Genomic DNA, 16,309 nt, shown 5'->3' with positions numbered 1-16,309 from the left:
TCGTCCGCATCGTCATTTCGTCCCCATGCTCAAATTTGTCCGTGAGAAAGCGGCGGCGCAGGCGCCGCCGCGTGATGGGCAGAGACCCGACGGTCAGTTCGCCACCGCGCTTGTGTCGGCCAAAGTGGCGACGTCGGGGGCTTCCTTGATCAGCCCCATCTGCAGCAGCAGATCGCCGGCGGTCTTGGAAAAGTCCTGGAATTCCTTGGTGAAGAACTGCTTGTTCTCGGCCTTGTCGGCCCATTTCAGGTACTTCGCCGAATCCTCGAACTCCTTGGCCGACTGTTTCACATCGGCGCCCATGATCTCGTAGGATTTCTGCGGATCCTTCTTGATCAGGTCGAGCGCGTCGAAATAGCTGTCGGCGAGCGCCTTGGCGGCATCCGGGTTGGCCTTGAGGAATTCGGGCGTGCAGCCGACCGTGTCGAGGACCATCGGATAGTCGAGCGTGGTCGCCAGGATATGGCCCTGGTCGGCCTTGTCGCGCACCGCCGAGATGAACGGCTCATAGGTGACCGCGGCATCGTTCTGGCCGGCAAGGAAGGCTTGCGCCGCTGCGTCCGGCTCAAGATTGACGACGGTCACATCCTTGGTCGACATGCCGTTCTTGTTCAGAACCCAGGCGAGCATGAAATAGGGTGACGTGCCCGGCGCCGAGGACGCGACATTCTTACCTTTGAGATCGGCGACGGTCTTGATGTCGTTGCGCACGACGATGCCGTCGGCGCCGTAGGATTTGTCGAGCTGGAAGATCTGCTTGGTTGTTACCCCGCTGGCGTTCCACACCAGCCACGTCTCGACCGTGGTGGCGGCGCATTGCAGGTCGCCGCTGGCGATGGCGAGCGGACGGCTGGCCTGCGGCACCTTCTTCAAGGTCACGTCGAGGCCGTGTTTCTCGAAGAGGCCTGCCTGCTTGGCAAGCGTCAGCGGCGCGAAGCCGGTCCAGCCGCTGATGCCGATGGTGACCGACGTGGCGGCCATCACCGGCGCGGACAGGCCGGCGACAAGTGTCAATGTTGCGGCGAAAATGGCGATTCTGTTCATGTCGGTTCCCCTTTTGTTTCTCTTGGGGGAAATAGTTCACAGACACCGGCGACCTTGTCAATCAACAGCATGGTGAAGCGCGTGTCGGGTTGGCCTGAGACACGCAGCCGGCCCGGCAGCCAAATGACCCAATGGCTACCTGCTGCCTGAATCCAGGATATTTTAACCGTCGCAGACGCACTCGGCGGACGAGATGCGATCGTTCCAGTTGCCTCCGAGATAGCGGGCTCTGCGGCCGATCTCTATCGAACGGCCGCCCATCCGCGTATCCTCATAGGCCACGAGCGTGCAGCCGCGGCTGACGAACACCGAAGAAAGACGATCGTTCCAGAACTGACCACCGCGAAAGCTCACCGAATCGTCGGGCGCCATTTCGATCGACCGCCCGCGAAAATTCGCGTGCTCGAACATGACGCAGGCCGGCTGGTCGTTGTATTGGGCGCTGGCGCCATCTGCAAAAAGCACGGACGCGACAGCTGTCAGGACGGCAAGGCGCTTCATCTGATGTTTCCTCGGTTCGACCGTGCCCCCCACCGGCTGGATAGCGCGGGCCGATCAGTTTGCCAATGCCTCCTCCCACCTGCGCCTGGGTCTCTAGCGGCTGTCCGGCATCCAGCTCCGGTTGCGCCACATTTTCTCGCCGATCTGGCAATCGCTGGCGGGCTTTTCCTGCGCCAGCACGACTGGCGGACGATCCGCCTTCTCGGCCGCCCATTGCGGTGACGCCGGGCCGGCAAGCTCCAGCACCAGTTTGCGGCGGATGGCTTCGGGAAATTGCGTCCAGTCGTTGACCGGGATCATGAAGGCTCCTGGGCCGCCGATAACGCAGTCGCTGTAGTAGCGGTCGAGATCGTTGACGTCGTAGGCGCCGGAAAAGCCGCCGCGGGTCATCAGCGGCAGGCCGTTGATGACGATGCCTTGGCTGACCACCCCGTCACGGGTGAGGTTGACCGGCGCGCCCTGGTTGTTGGGCCCGTCGCCGGAAATGTCGATGACCCGCTTGGTCCCCTGGTAGCCGCTTTCGGCGAAAAGGTCGCTGCCGAACTCCAGCGCGCCGGATATCGAGGTGCGCCGCGCGCTGTCGGGCGGATGCGCCGACATTTGTGCGACCACCCGCTCGGCATCGTCACGGTTGGCGATGACCGTCCAAGGCACGATGACACGCTGCCAGCTGGTGCCGGCCCATTCGACATAGGTGACGGCGATCTTGCCATAGGAGCCATTGGCGATCGCCTGCAATACATTGTCATGTGTCAGCGCCGCTGCGTAGCCATGGCGCTGGATTTCGAGCTCGTCCGCCGACATCGACAGCGAGACATCGACCGCCAGCACCAGCTCGACATCGACCGGCTCGTCCGCGCGCGATCCCGGCGTCAGCCAGAGCGTCAGTGCCAGCGCGGCGCAGCCGGAAAGCAGATGTCTTGCACACGGGAAAGCAGACATGCCGCAAGGGTAAGCGAAAACCGCTCGGTTAAAAAGACAAAAGCCCGCCTCGAAGGCCAGGCTTTTGCAATCGCTCCGTTCTGCCCGGCAATCAGCTGCGCGGCTTCAGATTCTCCGGATCATAGAGCGGCTTGTAACCGACAGCCGCGACTTCGACTGGGTATGTCTCGCCGAAATATTCGACAGCCAGCTTGCGGCCTTCCTGGGCATATGCCCAGGGCAGATAGGCGAGCGCGATGTTCTTGCCGATGGTCGGGCCGTAGGCGACCGAGGAAGTGAAGGACCGGCGGCCGAGATCGTCGACCAGCGTTTCGCCCGTCTTGGGGTCCATCACCGGCATGATGCCGACTGGATAGCGGGCGACGCCCTTGGAATCGGTGTTCTCGGTCATCACCAGCGTGCACAGCATGGCCGGCTGGTGCTCGCGGGCGCGGTATTCCAGATGCTTGGCCCTGCCGCAGAAATCATTCTCCTTGACCTTCGGACGCGCGAGATCGGCTTCGAGCAGATTGTACTCGGTCAAGAGGTCGGCGTTCTGCAGTCGCAGGCTCTTTTCCATGCGGCGCGTGTTGGCATAGGTCTCGACGCCGAACGGCATCACGCCGGTCGAGCGCAGCGCATCCCAGACGGCGAGACCGTCCTCGTAGCGCATGTGCAGTTCCCAGCCCTGCTCGCCGACATAGGAGATGCGGAAGGCGGTGACGTCCTTGCCGCCGATCCTGACCGGCTTGATCGCCGCGAACGGAAAATTCTCGAGCGAAAGACCCTCGGGGTTCTCGACCACTTTCTGCAGGGTGGCACGGGCATTCGGACCCCAGATGCCGATGGTGACGAATTTCTCCGTCACGTCGGTGATGGTGACATCAAAAGCTTTGTCCTGCGCTGTGCGGCGCATGTACTGGAAGTCGCGCGGGCCGGCGTCCGCGCCGTCGATCAAACGACAGCGGTCCGCCATGCGGATGACGGTGAAGTCGGCGCGCACCATGCCTTCCTCATCGAGGAAGTGGGTGTAGATGCCCTTGCCGATATTGTTGTCACCGCCGATCTTGGCCGCGCAAAGCCACTCCAGCAACGCGACGTGGTCGGGTCCCTCGATGTCATACATCGAGAAATGCGACAGGTTGACGATGCCGCAATCCTCGCTCATCGCCAGATGTTCGGCGTTGGAGACACGCCAGAAATGGCGATTGTCCCATTCGTTCTCGCGCACCGGCACGCGGTTGCCGTATTTCTCCAGCAGATGCTCGTTGGCGGCATAGCCGTGAGCACGCTCCCATCCGCCCAGTTCCATGAAGTAGCCGCCGAGCTCCTTCTCGCGCTCCCAGAACGGCGAACGCCTGATGTTGCGGGCCTTGGAAAACGGCTCGCGCGGATGCACCGCGGGATTGTAAACCTTCATCGCCGTTTCGGTGCAGCGGTCCCAGATGAACTGTTCCTTCGTCTGGTGCGGATAGAAGCGCGTATAGTCGATGGCGTGGTGGTCGATTTCCGTGCGGCCGTCCGTCATCCAATCGGCGATCAGCTTGCCCATGCCGGGGCCGTCCTTGACCCAGATGGCGACCGCATACCAGAGCCCCCTCACCTTCTGGCTTTCGCCCATCGACGGTCCGCCATCGGCCGTCACCTGCAAGAGGCCGTTGAAGGAATGGCTTTCATTGTAGCCGAGCTCGCCCAGGATCGGCGTCAGTTCCATGGCGCGCTCGAGCGGTGCCAGGATCTGCTCCATGTCGAGGTCGCGCTGCGATGGCGATAGCCGGGCCTGGTCCTTCTCAAGCAGGTCGCGCGGATGGCAGAGGCGCGGATTGTTTTCTTCGTAATAGCCCCACTCGATCTGGCCGCCCTCGGCGGTCTTGGGATCGCCGGTGTCGCGCATGTAGGCCGAGTTGCCCTGGTCGCGCAGCAGAGGCCAGCCGATCTCCTTGCCGGTGCCGGCGAACTCATTATAGGGACCGAAGAAGGTCAGCGGATGGTCGATCGGCATGACCGGCAGATCCTCGCCGACCATTTCCGCGATCAGACGGCCCCAGATACCGGCGCAGACGATGACATAATCGGCTTCGATGGTGCCGCGATCGGTCACCACGGCGCTGATCCGGCCGTCCTTGACGACGAGCGACCTGGCCGGCGTGTTGGCGAAGGATTTGAGCTTGCCCGAAGCTTCCGCCTGGTCGACTAGCTTGCCGGCGACAGTCTGCGAACGCGGGATCACCAGGCCCGCATCGGGATCCCAGAGCCCGCCCTGCACCATCCCTTCTTCGATCAGCGGGAATTTTTCCTTGATCTCGGCCGGTTCGATCAGGCGTGCACGTGTGCCAAAAGCCTTCGCAGAAGCGATCTTGCGCTTGATCTCGTCCATGCGGCCGTCGTCGCCGACGCGCGCGACTTCAAGGCCGCCGATGCGCGCATAGTGGCCCATCTTCTCGTAGAAATCGATGGAATAAAGCGTCGTCCAGCAGGACAGGAAGTCGTGGCTGGTCGTGTAGCAGAAGTCGGAGGCATGCGCGGTGGAACCGATATCGGTCGGGATGCCCGACTTGTCGATGCCGACGATGTCGTCCCATCCACGCTCGATCAGATGATGGGCGATCGACGCGCCGACGATGCCGCCGAGGCCTATGATGACGACCTTCGCCTTTTTCGGAAACTCTGCCATTGCCCGCGACTCCAAAAGCGTTTGCGGGCAGCGTCGGCGCCCGTTTGATCGGCGCACAATATGCAGGCGACAGCGACCACGCTACCGCCTGTTTGCGACACGCCGCTGGTGCGGCGCGACCCCTACATGATCTGGAGAATCGTGACCCTCAGGCGAAGGCCCAGACATCCTCGGCCTGGAACCCGACCTGGTAGCCCGCCGTCTTCAGCTTGACCACGACCTGGCCGATCTCCGAGGCCGGCAGTGCGCCGACCTCGACCTTGATCATGCCCGGACGATAGCGCTTGAGATCGAGCTGTTCGAAGACGACCCAGTCGGCGCCTTCGCAATCGACGAGGAAGGCGTCGATATGGCTGATGCCGTTGCGATCGAGCAGCGTCTGCAGCGTTTCCGACGGCACCTCGATATTCCGAAGGTGCGGTGCGAACTTGTTGAAGTTGGCGTCGGCCTCGCCCCAGGCATTCTTGCCCGACATCAGATTGGTGTCGGTGACCGACGAGCAGCCGATGAACTCGATCGGCAGCGTGCCGGCTTCGAGCGCCGCGGCATCGAAAGTGTGAACGGTGATCGTGCCCTTGGCTTTTGTGACAGCCACGGGCTCGATGATGAAGCGGCCCGTGTCGGGATAGTTGGCGCGCAGCCGCTTCTGATTGTACGGGATCGGCTCGACCAGCATGGCGCGCGCGCCGGCAATCCTGTGCAGCCAAGGCGTCACGTCATCGAACAGCGCGCCGTCGCAGGCGCCGACATTGACCATCTGGAACGGCCGTCCTGCCCCGCCGAAGCGTGCTTTCAGCGCCGCCTTGGCGAGGAATTTCGTGCCGCGCAGCGACGGTCCGCGATCGAGCAGACCTGCCGGAAGACCGAGCGACAGCGCGATGCGTGCCAGGCTGGATAGCGAACTCATGGCTTGTCTCCGGGAACGATTTGCAGCGCCTCGCGATGCTGGCTGCGGGCAATAGCTGCCCACAGTGCCATGAACGGCGTTGCCAGCAGCAGGAATGGCGGGATCAGATGCGGGAAATAGATCCGCGTGTCGTGGATCGGGAAGACGGTGAACTTCGCCAGCGCGCCAAGCACCAGTGCGGCGAACAGGATGCCGGCACGGCGGTCGAGGTGGAAGCCGGCACGGCTCGCCGCATACCAGCCCGCCAGCGCCAGCACCGAAACGCCGACCCAGCTGTTCAGGTTGACGGCGCGCAGCAGCGACGCGGCGAACGCCCTGAAATAGGCGATGACCGAGAAGGTCGGCTCGAACCCGTCCATATCATAGTGCTGCTCGATGCTGGAGAACCAAAGATGCGGCCACCAGCCGGGATGATGGGCCCAGTGTGAAATGGCGAAATAGGCAATGAAGGACGCGGCAAAGCCGGCCAGCGCACCCCATGCCTTCTGCCGGAAGACGACCAGCAGCACCGCGAAAACAGCAAGGAAAACAATATTGTCCGGCCGCACCATGAAGGCGAGAAAGAGCAGGATCGCCGTCGCTGCCTCGCGGCCTCTGATGTAGGCGTAGAGCCCGCCGAGCAGCAGCGCCGACGTCAGCAGGTCCGGCGTCGAGGCGCGCGCCGCATCGCCGAAATCGGCCATGATCAGCACCACGCCGACCACCGGCGCCAGGGCCAACGCGTTTTGCGAACGCAGCCAGAGCAGCGCGATCGCGCCGAACAGCAGCACCGAGAACACTTGCACCAGGCGCATCGCCTCGACCGGCGACATCACCGAGCTCAGCGTCGACAGGATCTCGGCATAGAGGAACTTGATCCGGTACATGCCGAGCAGCGAATGGAAGTCGGCGGCATTCTCCGTCATGTGGCTGCGGAAGCCGCCGCCATCGTCGGTCAGCGTCTTGTAGTCGCCGGCCGATACGCCGGATTTGACGGTGCTGTAGGCATAGTCATGCAGTGCCTGCGCATCGGGATAGGTGCCTTCCTCCGATATTGCGAGATAGGGCAGCATGTCCCAATTGGCGTCGGGCATCACCCATGCCGTGAACGCAGTCAAAAGGATGTAGAGCGCGAAGGCCGCCGCGCCGATGGGTGCGGCGAGCCTTGCATAGGTCCCCTCGCCCCACGCCAGGCCGGCCTCGGTGAGCCGGTCGAGCTGGTTTTGCGGAGCGGGCGACTTGGTCAGCATGGTCTACTCAGCGAGCTTCGTTTTAACGGACTTGGCTTTTGACGAAATCCTTCACGATTCCCACGATGCCGCGCGACAACAGGCTGTCGAAGGCATCAACGAAGCGGTCGACATGCTCGCGCTGGCAGATCAGCGGCGGCTCGAGCCGGATGACGTTGCGGTTGTATTCGGTGAAGGCGACCAGCACATCGTAGTCGCGTAACAACAGCGCCCCGACGAAGCCGGACAGCGACCCCTTCAGCTTGTCGTCGAGCACGCTGACGATCGGGCGCAGCACCATCGGCAAAGTCTGGGAGAAGTCGTGGAACTCAAGCCCGACCATGAAGCCCTTGCCACGCACATCCTTGATGATCTTGGGATATTTGTCCTTGAGCGCTTGCAGGCGCGTGAGCAAATAATCGCCGATGATGGCGGCGTTGTCGATCAGCCCCTCGTCATAGAGCACGTTGAGCGCCTCTATCGAGGTGACGCAGGCTTCACCCATGCCGCCGAAGGTGGCCATGGCATGGATCATTGCCGTCTTCGGCGTGCCGTAGGCCTTCATATAAACCTCGCGGCGCGCGATCATGGCGCCGACCGCCGCCTTGCCGCCACCGAGCGACTTGGCCAGCGCCGTCACGTCGGGCACCACGCCGTAATGCTCGAAGGCGTAGAACCGGCCCGAGCGGCCATAGCCGCACTGCACTTCGTCGGCGACCCACAGCACGCCGTGCTGGTCGCACAGCGCGCGCAGCTTCTGCCAATACTCGGCAGGCGCCTGAATGATACCGCCACCGCCCTGGATGGTTTCGAGCACGATGACGCCGACCTCCGGATCGGAGCGGAACAGGCGCTCGACCGCATCGATGTCGGCAAAGGGAATGCGCACCGTATTGTCCGCCATCTTGAAGTCGGCGCGGTAGAGCTGACCGTCGGTGATGCCGAGCACGCCCTTGGTCTTGCCGTGGAAGGAATTCTCGGCATAGACGATCTTCGGCCTCTTGGGGCCGGCGGCGCGCTCGGCGAGTTTCACCGCCGCTTCCATGGCCTCCGAGCCGGACGAACCCAGGAACACCATGTCGAGATCGCCGGGCGAGCATTTGGCGAGGTTGTGCGCCAATGCCGCCGCATATTGCGACATGAAGGCGATGGCGATTTCCTGGCGCTTCTCCTCCTGGAATTTTTTGCGCGCCTCCAGGATGCGCGGATGGTTGTGGCCGAAGGCCAGCGACCCGAAGCCGCCGAAGAAATCGAGAATCTTGCGGCCGTTCTGGTCGATGTAGAACATGCCCTCGGCGCGCTCGATCTTGATCTTGTGGAAGCCGAGCAGCTTCATGAAATGCAGTTGGCCGGGATTGAGATGCGCCTTGAACAGGTCGGTCATTGCCGCGACATCCATCGCCTTGGCCTGCTCGACGCTGATCAGGTCGGGCTTGGCGATGGTGGCGGGCGACAACGCCGGCGCATTGACCATGGTGCGCGCATTCGTCTGTTCGGGCTTGGCCATGACGGTCATTTCAATCTCCTGTCCGCGCTGACGACCATTGTCGTGCGCCATAAAACTGTTCGGCTATTCGGCGGGCACATGGTTGGTGGCGACGGCATGCCCGGCCTTCTTGGCGCGGTACTCGCTGTAGGCGGCGATCAGCATGTCTTCGTCGCGATATTGCGGCACCCAACCGAGCTGCCGCTCGGCCTTGGACACGTCGAGCACGCATTCCTCGTCGGCGATCAGATACTGCTCCGGATCCATGATCGGCATATTCATCAGATCGAGCAGGTCGAGCGTGCGCTTGACCGCCCAACCCGGCGTCGGGATCAGGATCGATTTCGAGCCGGCATGCCTGATCAGGTCGCCGAGCAATTTCTTCACCGGCGGCGGATTGAGCGAGCCGAGATTGTAGGCCTCGTTTGGCACGCCGGCTTTCCAGGCCGCGCGGGCAGCTTCGGCACAATCGAAAACAGAAATGAACTGATAGGGGTTTCTGCCCGAGCCGATCATCGGCACCGGAAAATTCCAGTCGATCAGCTTGAACAGTTTTTCCAGGATGCCGAGCCGGCCGGGCCCGATGATCAGGCGGGGGCGAAACAGCGAGATCGACATGCCGCGCATGCGCCAAACGGCTGCCAGTTCCTCGGTCTTCTGCTTCGACCAGCCATATTCGCCGAGCGGCGCGACCGGATGGTCCTCGGTCATCGGCTGGGTGACCGTGTGGCCGTAAATCATGTCGGTCGTGTAGTGGACGAGCTTGGGCGCGCCGGCTCTGTCCATGGCCTGTATGATGTGTTCGGTGCCGTGAAAATTCACCGGAAAGAAGAAATCGTGCCGCTTGGCGCGCACCTGGATCGGCGACAGCATCTTGGCCGACAGATTGTAGATCATGTCGTCGGCCTTGAGCCCGACCGCGGCGACCGACGCCGGATCGGTGACGTCGCAGGTGACGAAGCGGACGTTGCGGTAGTGCGCAAGGTCGCTCCTGGCGATGTCGGCAACGACAACCTCTTCGCCATCGGCCACAAGCTTCGGGGCAAGGTGGCGGCCGACGAAGCCGTCACCACCGAAAATAACATGTCTCATCGAACGGTCTCGCTGTGAATCCTGTCGGACGAAAGGGAAGCCGTTTCCTCTTCGTGCACGCGACCACTCTGCGCGATCAGCACCGTGCCGACGCAGATGAAGGCGATGCCGGCGATGCGCCAGCCGTTGAGGTCCTCGCGGAAGACGAAATAGGCGAAGATGGCGACGGCGACATAGGCGAGGCTGAGGAAGGGATAGGCAAAGGAAAGCTCGACCTTGGACAGCACATAGAGATGCGAGGCCATGGAAATCACGAAAGTGCAGAGCCCCAGGAACACCCAGGGGCTGAAGACGATCTGCAGCAGCTTGACCAGCGGGTTGGCACCCTCGAACGAGATCGGCCCAAGCGACATCATGCCCTGCTTCAGCATGAGCTGCGCAGCGGCATTGGTCATCACCGTAAATAGAATGAAGACGATATATTTCATGTCAGCGCGCCCGCCCCGTGACCTCGAGTAATACAAACCCCAAAAGATTTCGTGAACTCACAAGCATGTTTTGAGTAAATCTTGTCGTTAAGCATTCGATAACCATGAATCATTTCAATTTTAGCTATTCGGCAGCCTCGGCGCCACGCCGCCGCAGGTCGATGCTCCCAGCCGTGCGCGCCCAGAAGTCAGACATGAAGAGAGGGTCGCGCAGCGCTTCCAGCCGCGGCCAGTCCGGGAAGGAGGCGGCGAAGGTCGCAGCCGCCATGCGCGCATCCTTGTAAGGGTTGACCGCCCCTCCGGCCGCGATGGTGATGCGGTCGAGCTCGCCGAGCAGGGCAAGCGTCGCCGCCCCCCTGTTGGGGAAATCCAGCGTCAGCGTATAGCCCGGCCGCGGGAAAGACAGCAGCGCCGGCGAGCGGACCGCGCCGAAGCGCTTCAGCACGGTCAGGAAGGATCCCTGCCCGGCCCGCCTGGCGGCGGCGAGCAATTCCGGCACGACGATCCGCGCGGCCTCCTCCGGCACCACGCTCTGGTGCTGGAACAGTCCATTGGGGCCATAGAGCCGGTTCCAGTCGCGCACGCCATCGAGCGGAAAGAAGAAACCCTGGTAACCGGTCTGGCGCGGCGCTGTCGCCCGGCCCTTCTTCCACCGATAGGCGGCGTTGAAAACGGTCAGGAACGGCCGGTTGAGCACGTTGAACGGCGGCTGGAACGGCACCGACAGATTGCCGCCGGCCCGCGCGGCCGTATGCGAGCCATGCTCGGCGTGGTTGCCGGCAAACAAAAGGCCGCGTCCACTCCGGCGGCCGCCCGCGAGCTGATCGATCCAGGCCACGGCATATTCATTGGCCTGGTCCGCCGCCTCGGCGATATCGAAGAATTCGCCGAGGTCGCGAAATGGCGTTGCCTTCTCGACGATGTCGAGCGAAGGAACCCGCATCAGCCTGATCGAGGCCGACAGGATCAGGCCGGTCAGCCCCATGCCGCCGATGGTCGCCGCAAACAGGCGCGGATTGTCGGTGGCCGAGCAGCGATAGGTCTTTCCATCGGACCGCAGCAGCGTGAAACTCTCAACATGGCAGCCGAACGTGCCGCGCCGGTGATGGTTCTTGCCATGCACGTCATTGGCGACGGCGCCGCCAAGCGTGACGAATTGCGTTCCCGGAACCACTGCCGGAAAGAAGCCATGGGGTGCTGCGTGCGCGATGATTTCGGACAACAACGCGCCGGCATCCGCTTCGAGCACGCCGGTCATGGCGTCGAAGCCGCGAATGCGGTTCAGGCATCGCATGTCGACCACCGCGCCGGCCTGGTTCTGGCAGGAATCGCCATAGGAACGGCCATTGCCATAGGCAAGCAGCGAGGCTTCGCCGGCCTGACCAGCCTTCAGCAACGCGATGGCATCGTCGGCCTGGATCGCCCTTGGCGCCGGCGGCGTGGCAAGGCCAAAGCTGCGGAAGCGTTCAGCCATGCCTACCAGCCCCCGATGACCAGCAGCACCGCGCCGATCAGCACCACGATCTGGCTGCGCCAGTCGCGGATGATGAAGACGACCGGATCGTCATGCATTTCGTCGCGGCGCGCCAGGATCCAGACCCGCATGGTGAGGTAGAGCACGATCGGCGGCAGCGGCCAGATCAGCCATGGGTGCGGATAGAGTTCGCGCACCGCGACACTGTCCATGTAGAGCGCCAAGACGAGTGCCGAGGAAAAGGCTGACGCCATGCCGGCCTGGGCGACGATCTCCTGGTCCTCGGTGCGATAACCCCGTCCGGCAATGCGCTCGCCGGGCGGAATGGCGGTGGTGCGCAATTCGACAAAACGCTTCACCAGCGCCAGCGACAGGAAGAAGAAGATCGAGAAGGCGAGCAGCCAGAACGAGACGTCGACGCCGGGCGCGGCCGCGCCGGCGATCACCCGGATCGTGTAGAGGCCGGCAAGCGTCAGCACGTCGACAAGCAGCATGCGTTTGAACGACAGCGAATAGGCAGTCGTGACCACCATGTAGCCGCCAAGCACAGCCAGGAATTCGAGCGACAGGAAGAACCCCGTGCCAATGCCGATCGCCAGCAGCACCGCGATCGCGCCAAGGCCGAAGGGGATCGACAGCGCGCCGCTGGCGAACGGCCGGTTGCGTTTGGTGGCGTGCTTGCGGTCGAGCGCCAGGTCGAAGAAGTCGTTGAGGATGTAGATCGCCGACGCCACCGCACTGAACGAGACGAACGCCAGCAGGCATTCCCAGATCATGTTGGAATTGAAATATTCGTGCGACAGCACCATCGGCACGGCGATCAGCGAGTTCTTCAGCCACTGGTGCACGCGCAGCATCTTGACGACGGTCCGCAATGTCGGCTTCGGCGCCGGCATCGTTTCGGCGCCACGCGCCGCCTGCCAGCGCGCGGCATGGCGGTCGGGTGCGACGACAATCGCATTGCGGGCAGCGTCGAAGACCTGGAGGTCATGGCGGCTGTTGCCGGCATAGTCGAAACCGCCGTCGCCATAGGCTGATATCAGCGATGCGCGCTTCCTGCCCGCGGTGAGATTGTCGGAGCCGTCGGTGGCCAGCACCCGGTCGAAAATACCGAGATGGGCCGATATGGCGTCGGCGAATTTGCGCGGCGTGCCGGTCGCCAGCACGATCTTGCGGCCCTCGGCATGTTCAGCGCGAAGGCGGTTGAGCAATAGCTCACGATAAGGCAGCGACGCGGGATCGATATCGATGCGTTGCGCGATCGCCTGCTTCAGCCGCGCCGGCCCGCCAGCCGCCCAGAACGGCACGAAAAAAATATAGAGCGGGTTCTTCTTGAGAAGGATGAACAGTCCTTCCCACAACAGGTCGGTTGCGATCAGCGTACCGTCGAGATCGACCGCAAGCGGTATTGCGTTCCTGTCCGACCGCGCATCCATGTACGTCCTGCCCCTGCCGCCATTTGATCCGGGAAACCGGAATCTCGTTGAGCGCCGTGTTCCGGCGTCTTGGGGCTGGTATAGCGGGGTATGGCGTAGCGAACGTTAAAACGCACGGTTGTGGGCGGCTGTCGCGGTGGTATTTCCGGCGTCATTGTTAAGCAACCGCTACCGGAAACGATAAAAGGCCGGACAAACGCCCGGCCTTTCCAATCACGCCGCCAGGATTACTTGATGCGGGCGACGCCGCCGGATATCTCGACGGTTTCCGAACCCGTCAGCGCTTCGAGGTCGCCATTGGGCAAGGTGACGAAGCAGCCATTCTGGCAGAATTCGACGGTTTCACCGCCGGCCAGCGCAAGGTCGGTCTTGCTGCCGCCTTCCGTCACGATCAGCGTGCGGGTCTCGGCGTCCTTGTTGACCGCGCTTGCGGCATGGGCCGAGCCGCTCACGGCGAGCAAGGCGACGGCAGCGACGAGAGACTTCCACATTTGCAATATCGGTGTTCCCACCGCCTCTGTTGCATTACGCAAGGCATTTTCGCCTTTGCATGGGAGCTTATATGAGATGGAAGCTGAACCGCAACTGAATGCCGCATTCATGCCGCAATTGGCTTCGGCTTCGCCGGCTTCCGGTCTAATCAGGATCCGGCTTGCGCAGCTTGCGTCCTGATTTGACGAGCTTTTTCGCCTCGGCCGCGGCCTCCACCTTGGCCTGTTCCTGTTCGGCGAAGTCGGCCTCGATCTTGTCGTCGTCGGTCGGCCAGGCCTTGGGCTTGTGGACCTCGACGACGGCACGCGGTGTCGAGGGGATTTCGATATGCTCGCCGTTGAATTTTTCCAGCACGGCGAAACGAATGTCATTCTGCACAACGCTGCCGTTCATAATATCGGCCAGGAACACCCGGATTTCGAATTCCAGCGCGGCGGCACCGAAGTTGGAAAACAGCACGAAGGGCTCGGGATTCTTGAGCACCAGCGGATGGCTGCGAGCGATCTCCAGCAGGACGGCATGCACCTGCTTGACGTCGCTGCCATAGGCGACACCGACCTTGACCTCGACACGGCCGAGCTTGTTGCGGTGCGTCCAGTTGCCGACGGCGTTGTTGATCAGGTTGGAATTGGGCAGGATCACCGACTGCCGCTGGAAGGTCTCGATCTCGGTGGCGCGCACGCTGATCTTCTTGACGGTGCCGCTGACATCGCCGGCGACGATCCAGTCGCCGACCTTGAACGGCCGCTCGGCCAGCAGGATCAGGCCGGAGACGAAATTGGACACCACATTCTGCAGGCCAAAGCCGATACCGAGGGAAAGCGCACCCGCGACCAGCGCCAGGCTGGAGAGGTCGATGCCGGCGGCCGAGATGCCGACCAGCGCCGCCAGCGCGACGCCGGCATAGCCGACCGCCAGCCGGATCGAGTTGCGCACCCCGGTATCGACCTTGCCGCGCGCCATGACCGAGCCGTCGAGCCAGCCCTGGAACCAGCGCGTCAGGAAATAGCCGATGACGAAGACGACGATGCCCGAAAGGATGCCGGTGACCGAAATCGTCACCGAGCCGATGTTGATCCCTGTCGCGAGCTTGTAGGCCCAGGCCTGGATGTCGCCGGGCTGGAACCCCCACATCAACAGGATCAGCGGCAGGAACACCAGCACGATCAACAGGTTGATGGCGATGCTGACAACGAGGCCGAGCTGGTCGAGCGCGGTGTCGTCGTAGCTGGAATTGGCCGACAGCCAGCGGCCGACGAATGTATTGGCGAAAGCGCCCTCCTCGCCGATCGCCTGCGCCGACAGGAACCCGATATAGGCGGTGATCAAGGCTGTGCCGGTGACCACCACCTGCAGTGAGACGAACAGCGCAAGGCCAATATAGCCGAGCAAGGCGGCTATGATGGTGAACAGGCCAAGGCCCAGCGACAGGTAACGCAGCCATGCCGGCCACGGCCGCCAGCTTCCGTCGCGCGCCTTGAACGGCCGCAGCATCGCCATCAGGATCAGGATGATGCCGACGACAATGGTGGCGACAAAACTGCGGGCGATGGTCAGCGACAGCGGCGAGCCCATCTTGTCGTTGATCACCGACAGGAAGGTGTTGACGCTGATGACCACGGCCATGGCGGTGGCCAGGCGCACCAGCCAGCGCGCCGGCCCGGTTTCGACCGGGATCAGGCGCCAGTTCGGCAGCCGCGGCTCCAGCGCCGCGTTGGTCAGGCGGTTGACGCAGAACACCACGCCGATGACGGTCGCCAGCGCGTTGAGGAAGAGCCCAATGTCGCCGCGCAACACATTGTAATAATTGAAAAAGAAAATTGTCGATCCAAGAAAGGCGGCGACCGCCAGCGTCGGCAGCAAGGTCGACCAGAAGGCCACCGACAAGCGACTGAGATAGGATGGGTCCTCATTGGTGGGGTCGGCTTCGAACACCCGCCCGAAAAGACGCCTGCCGCCGACCAGCAGCACCAGCGCCAGGCCGAGCGCCACGAAGGTTGCCGCCAGGATCGCCTGGAACTTGAACTTGAAGGCAAAGCTCAGCCAGGACGACACCGCCTTGTAGAAATTGCCGAACTCGTCGCGGGCGTCGGAAAACACCTGCGGGCTCAGCGCGTCCGACAGCACGTAGCGCTTGGTCAAAAGATTGCGGAACAGCTCGCTGCGCATGTTGCCGATCTTGTCGATCAGCCCGCTGATGCGGATCGACAGGGCCTGGGCCTGCGAGATGACAGCGTTGATCTCGGCCTTTTCGGATGTCAGCGCCTGGCGTTCGGCACTGACGATATCGGGCTCTTCCGGCTGGCCGGCGGCGGGGGCCGGGCCAAGCTGCTCCAGGCGGGCGTTGATCTCGCCAAGACGTGTGCGGAAGGCCAGCGCGCTGTTAAGCGATTGCCGTGACAATTCCTCCAGCTGCAGGCGGATATCGACAAGGCTGCTATCGTCCTCGCCATCCTGCTGGGTCTGCTTTTCGAAATTGTCGGCCTTGGTGGTCAGACCCTGGATGATCTTCTGCTGGTCGGCGACCAATCCGGCGGGCGCCTGGCCGACGCCCTGCGCCATCGCCTCAAACGAAGGCGGCGCCGAGACGACCAGCGTGAGGACCATAATGAGGCGAAGCAATCGGAAAAGCATGATTTGTGGGCG

Annotated in this window: 13 protein-coding genes; all 13 read right to left on the bottom strand. The window is 62.8% G+C overall.

The genetic code is table 11. The features are described from left to right. Positions 1-93 precede the first annotated feature (93 nt). On the bottom strand, positions 94-1,044 hold the full coding sequence (locus tag LB568_RS18880; RefSeq protein WP_224730961.1) for an ABC transporter substrate-binding protein: 951 nt from the start codon (positions 1,042-1,044) through the stop codon (positions 94-96). A 162-nt stretch (positions 1,045-1,206) separates the two neighbouring features. Beyond that, positions 1,207-1,545: a peptidase inhibitor family I36 protein gene (locus LB568_RS18875; RefSeq protein WP_224730960.1), complete on the bottom strand. Its 339-nt coding sequence runs from the start codon at positions 1,543-1,545 to the stop codon at positions 1,207-1,209. A gap of 93 nt (positions 1,546-1,638) precedes the next feature. Next, entirely contained in the window at positions 1,639-2,487 is an 849-nt protein-coding gene (locus LB568_RS18870) for a DUF1194 domain-containing protein (RefSeq protein ID WP_224730959.1), read from the bottom strand. 91 nt (positions 2,488-2,578) lie between these two features. After that, positions 2,579-5,140, bottom strand: coding sequence for a GcvT family protein (locus LB568_RS18865; protein WP_224730958.1), 2,562 nt, complete (start codon positions 5,138-5,140; stop codon positions 2,579-2,581). A gap of 148 nt (positions 5,141-5,288) precedes the next feature. Beyond that, positions 5,289-6,047: an FkbM family methyltransferase gene (locus LB568_RS18860; protein ID WP_224730957.1), complete on the bottom strand. Its 759-nt coding sequence runs from the start codon at positions 6,045-6,047 to the stop codon at positions 5,289-5,291. After that, positions 6,044-7,276: a hypothetical protein gene (locus tag LB568_RS18855; protein WP_224730956.1), complete on the bottom strand. Its 1,233-nt coding sequence runs from the start codon at positions 7,274-7,276 to the stop codon at positions 6,044-6,046. Before LB568_RS18855 ends, LB568_RS18860 begins: the two co-directional genes overlap by 4 nt. Before the next feature lie 22 nt (positions 7,277-7,298). Further along, complete coding sequence (locus LB568_RS18850; RefSeq protein WP_224730978.1) at positions 7,299-8,729, bottom strand: aspartate aminotransferase family protein; 1,431 nt, start codon at positions 8,727-8,729, stop codon at positions 7,299-7,301. A 96-nt stretch (positions 8,730-8,825) separates the two neighbouring features. Further along, a complete protein-coding gene (locus LB568_RS18845) occupies positions 8,826-9,833 on the bottom strand; it encodes an NAD-dependent epimerase/dehydratase family protein (RefSeq protein WP_224730955.1) in 1,008 nt (335 codons plus the stop codon). After that, complete coding sequence (locus tag LB568_RS18840; RefSeq protein ID WP_224730954.1) at positions 9,830-10,297, bottom strand: EamA family transporter; 468 nt, start codon at positions 10,295-10,297, stop codon at positions 9,830-9,832. Before LB568_RS18840 ends, LB568_RS18845 begins: the two co-directional genes overlap by 4 nt. A gap of 88 nt (positions 10,298-10,385) precedes the next feature. After that, the gene (locus LB568_RS18835) at positions 10,386-11,735 is read right to left on the bottom strand and encodes an FAD-binding oxidoreductase (protein WP_224730953.1); all 1,350 of its coding nucleotides are present in this window, start codon (positions 11,733-11,735) and stop codon (positions 10,386-10,388) included. A 2-nt stretch (positions 11,736-11,737) separates the two neighbouring features. Further along, complete coding sequence (locus tag LB568_RS18830; RefSeq protein WP_224730952.1) at positions 11,738-13,171, bottom strand: UbiA family prenyltransferase; 1,434 nt, start codon at positions 13,169-13,171, stop codon at positions 11,738-11,740. 227 nt (positions 13,172-13,398) lie between these two features. Continuing rightward, complete coding sequence (locus LB568_RS18825) at positions 13,399-13,662, bottom strand: hypothetical protein (protein ID WP_214470436.1); 264 nt, start codon at positions 13,660-13,662, stop codon at positions 13,399-13,401. A gap of 145 nt (positions 13,663-13,807) precedes the next feature. Then, the gene (locus LB568_RS18820) at positions 13,808-16,297 is read right to left on the bottom strand and encodes a mechanosensitive ion channel family protein (RefSeq protein ID WP_224730951.1); all 2,490 of its coding nucleotides are present in this window, start codon (positions 16,295-16,297) and stop codon (positions 13,808-13,810) included. Positions 16,298-16,309 lie beyond the last annotated feature (12 nt).

Origin of the sequence: Mesorhizobium sp. B263B2A, assembly GCF_020165775.1 — a bacterium.
GTDB classification, from domain to species: domain Bacteria; phylum Pseudomonadota; class Alphaproteobacteria; order Rhizobiales; family Rhizobiaceae; genus Mesorhizobium; species Mesorhizobium opportunistum.
Note: the sequence above shows the minus strand (reverse complement) of the source record. Positions and strands in the feature narration are given on the sequence as shown.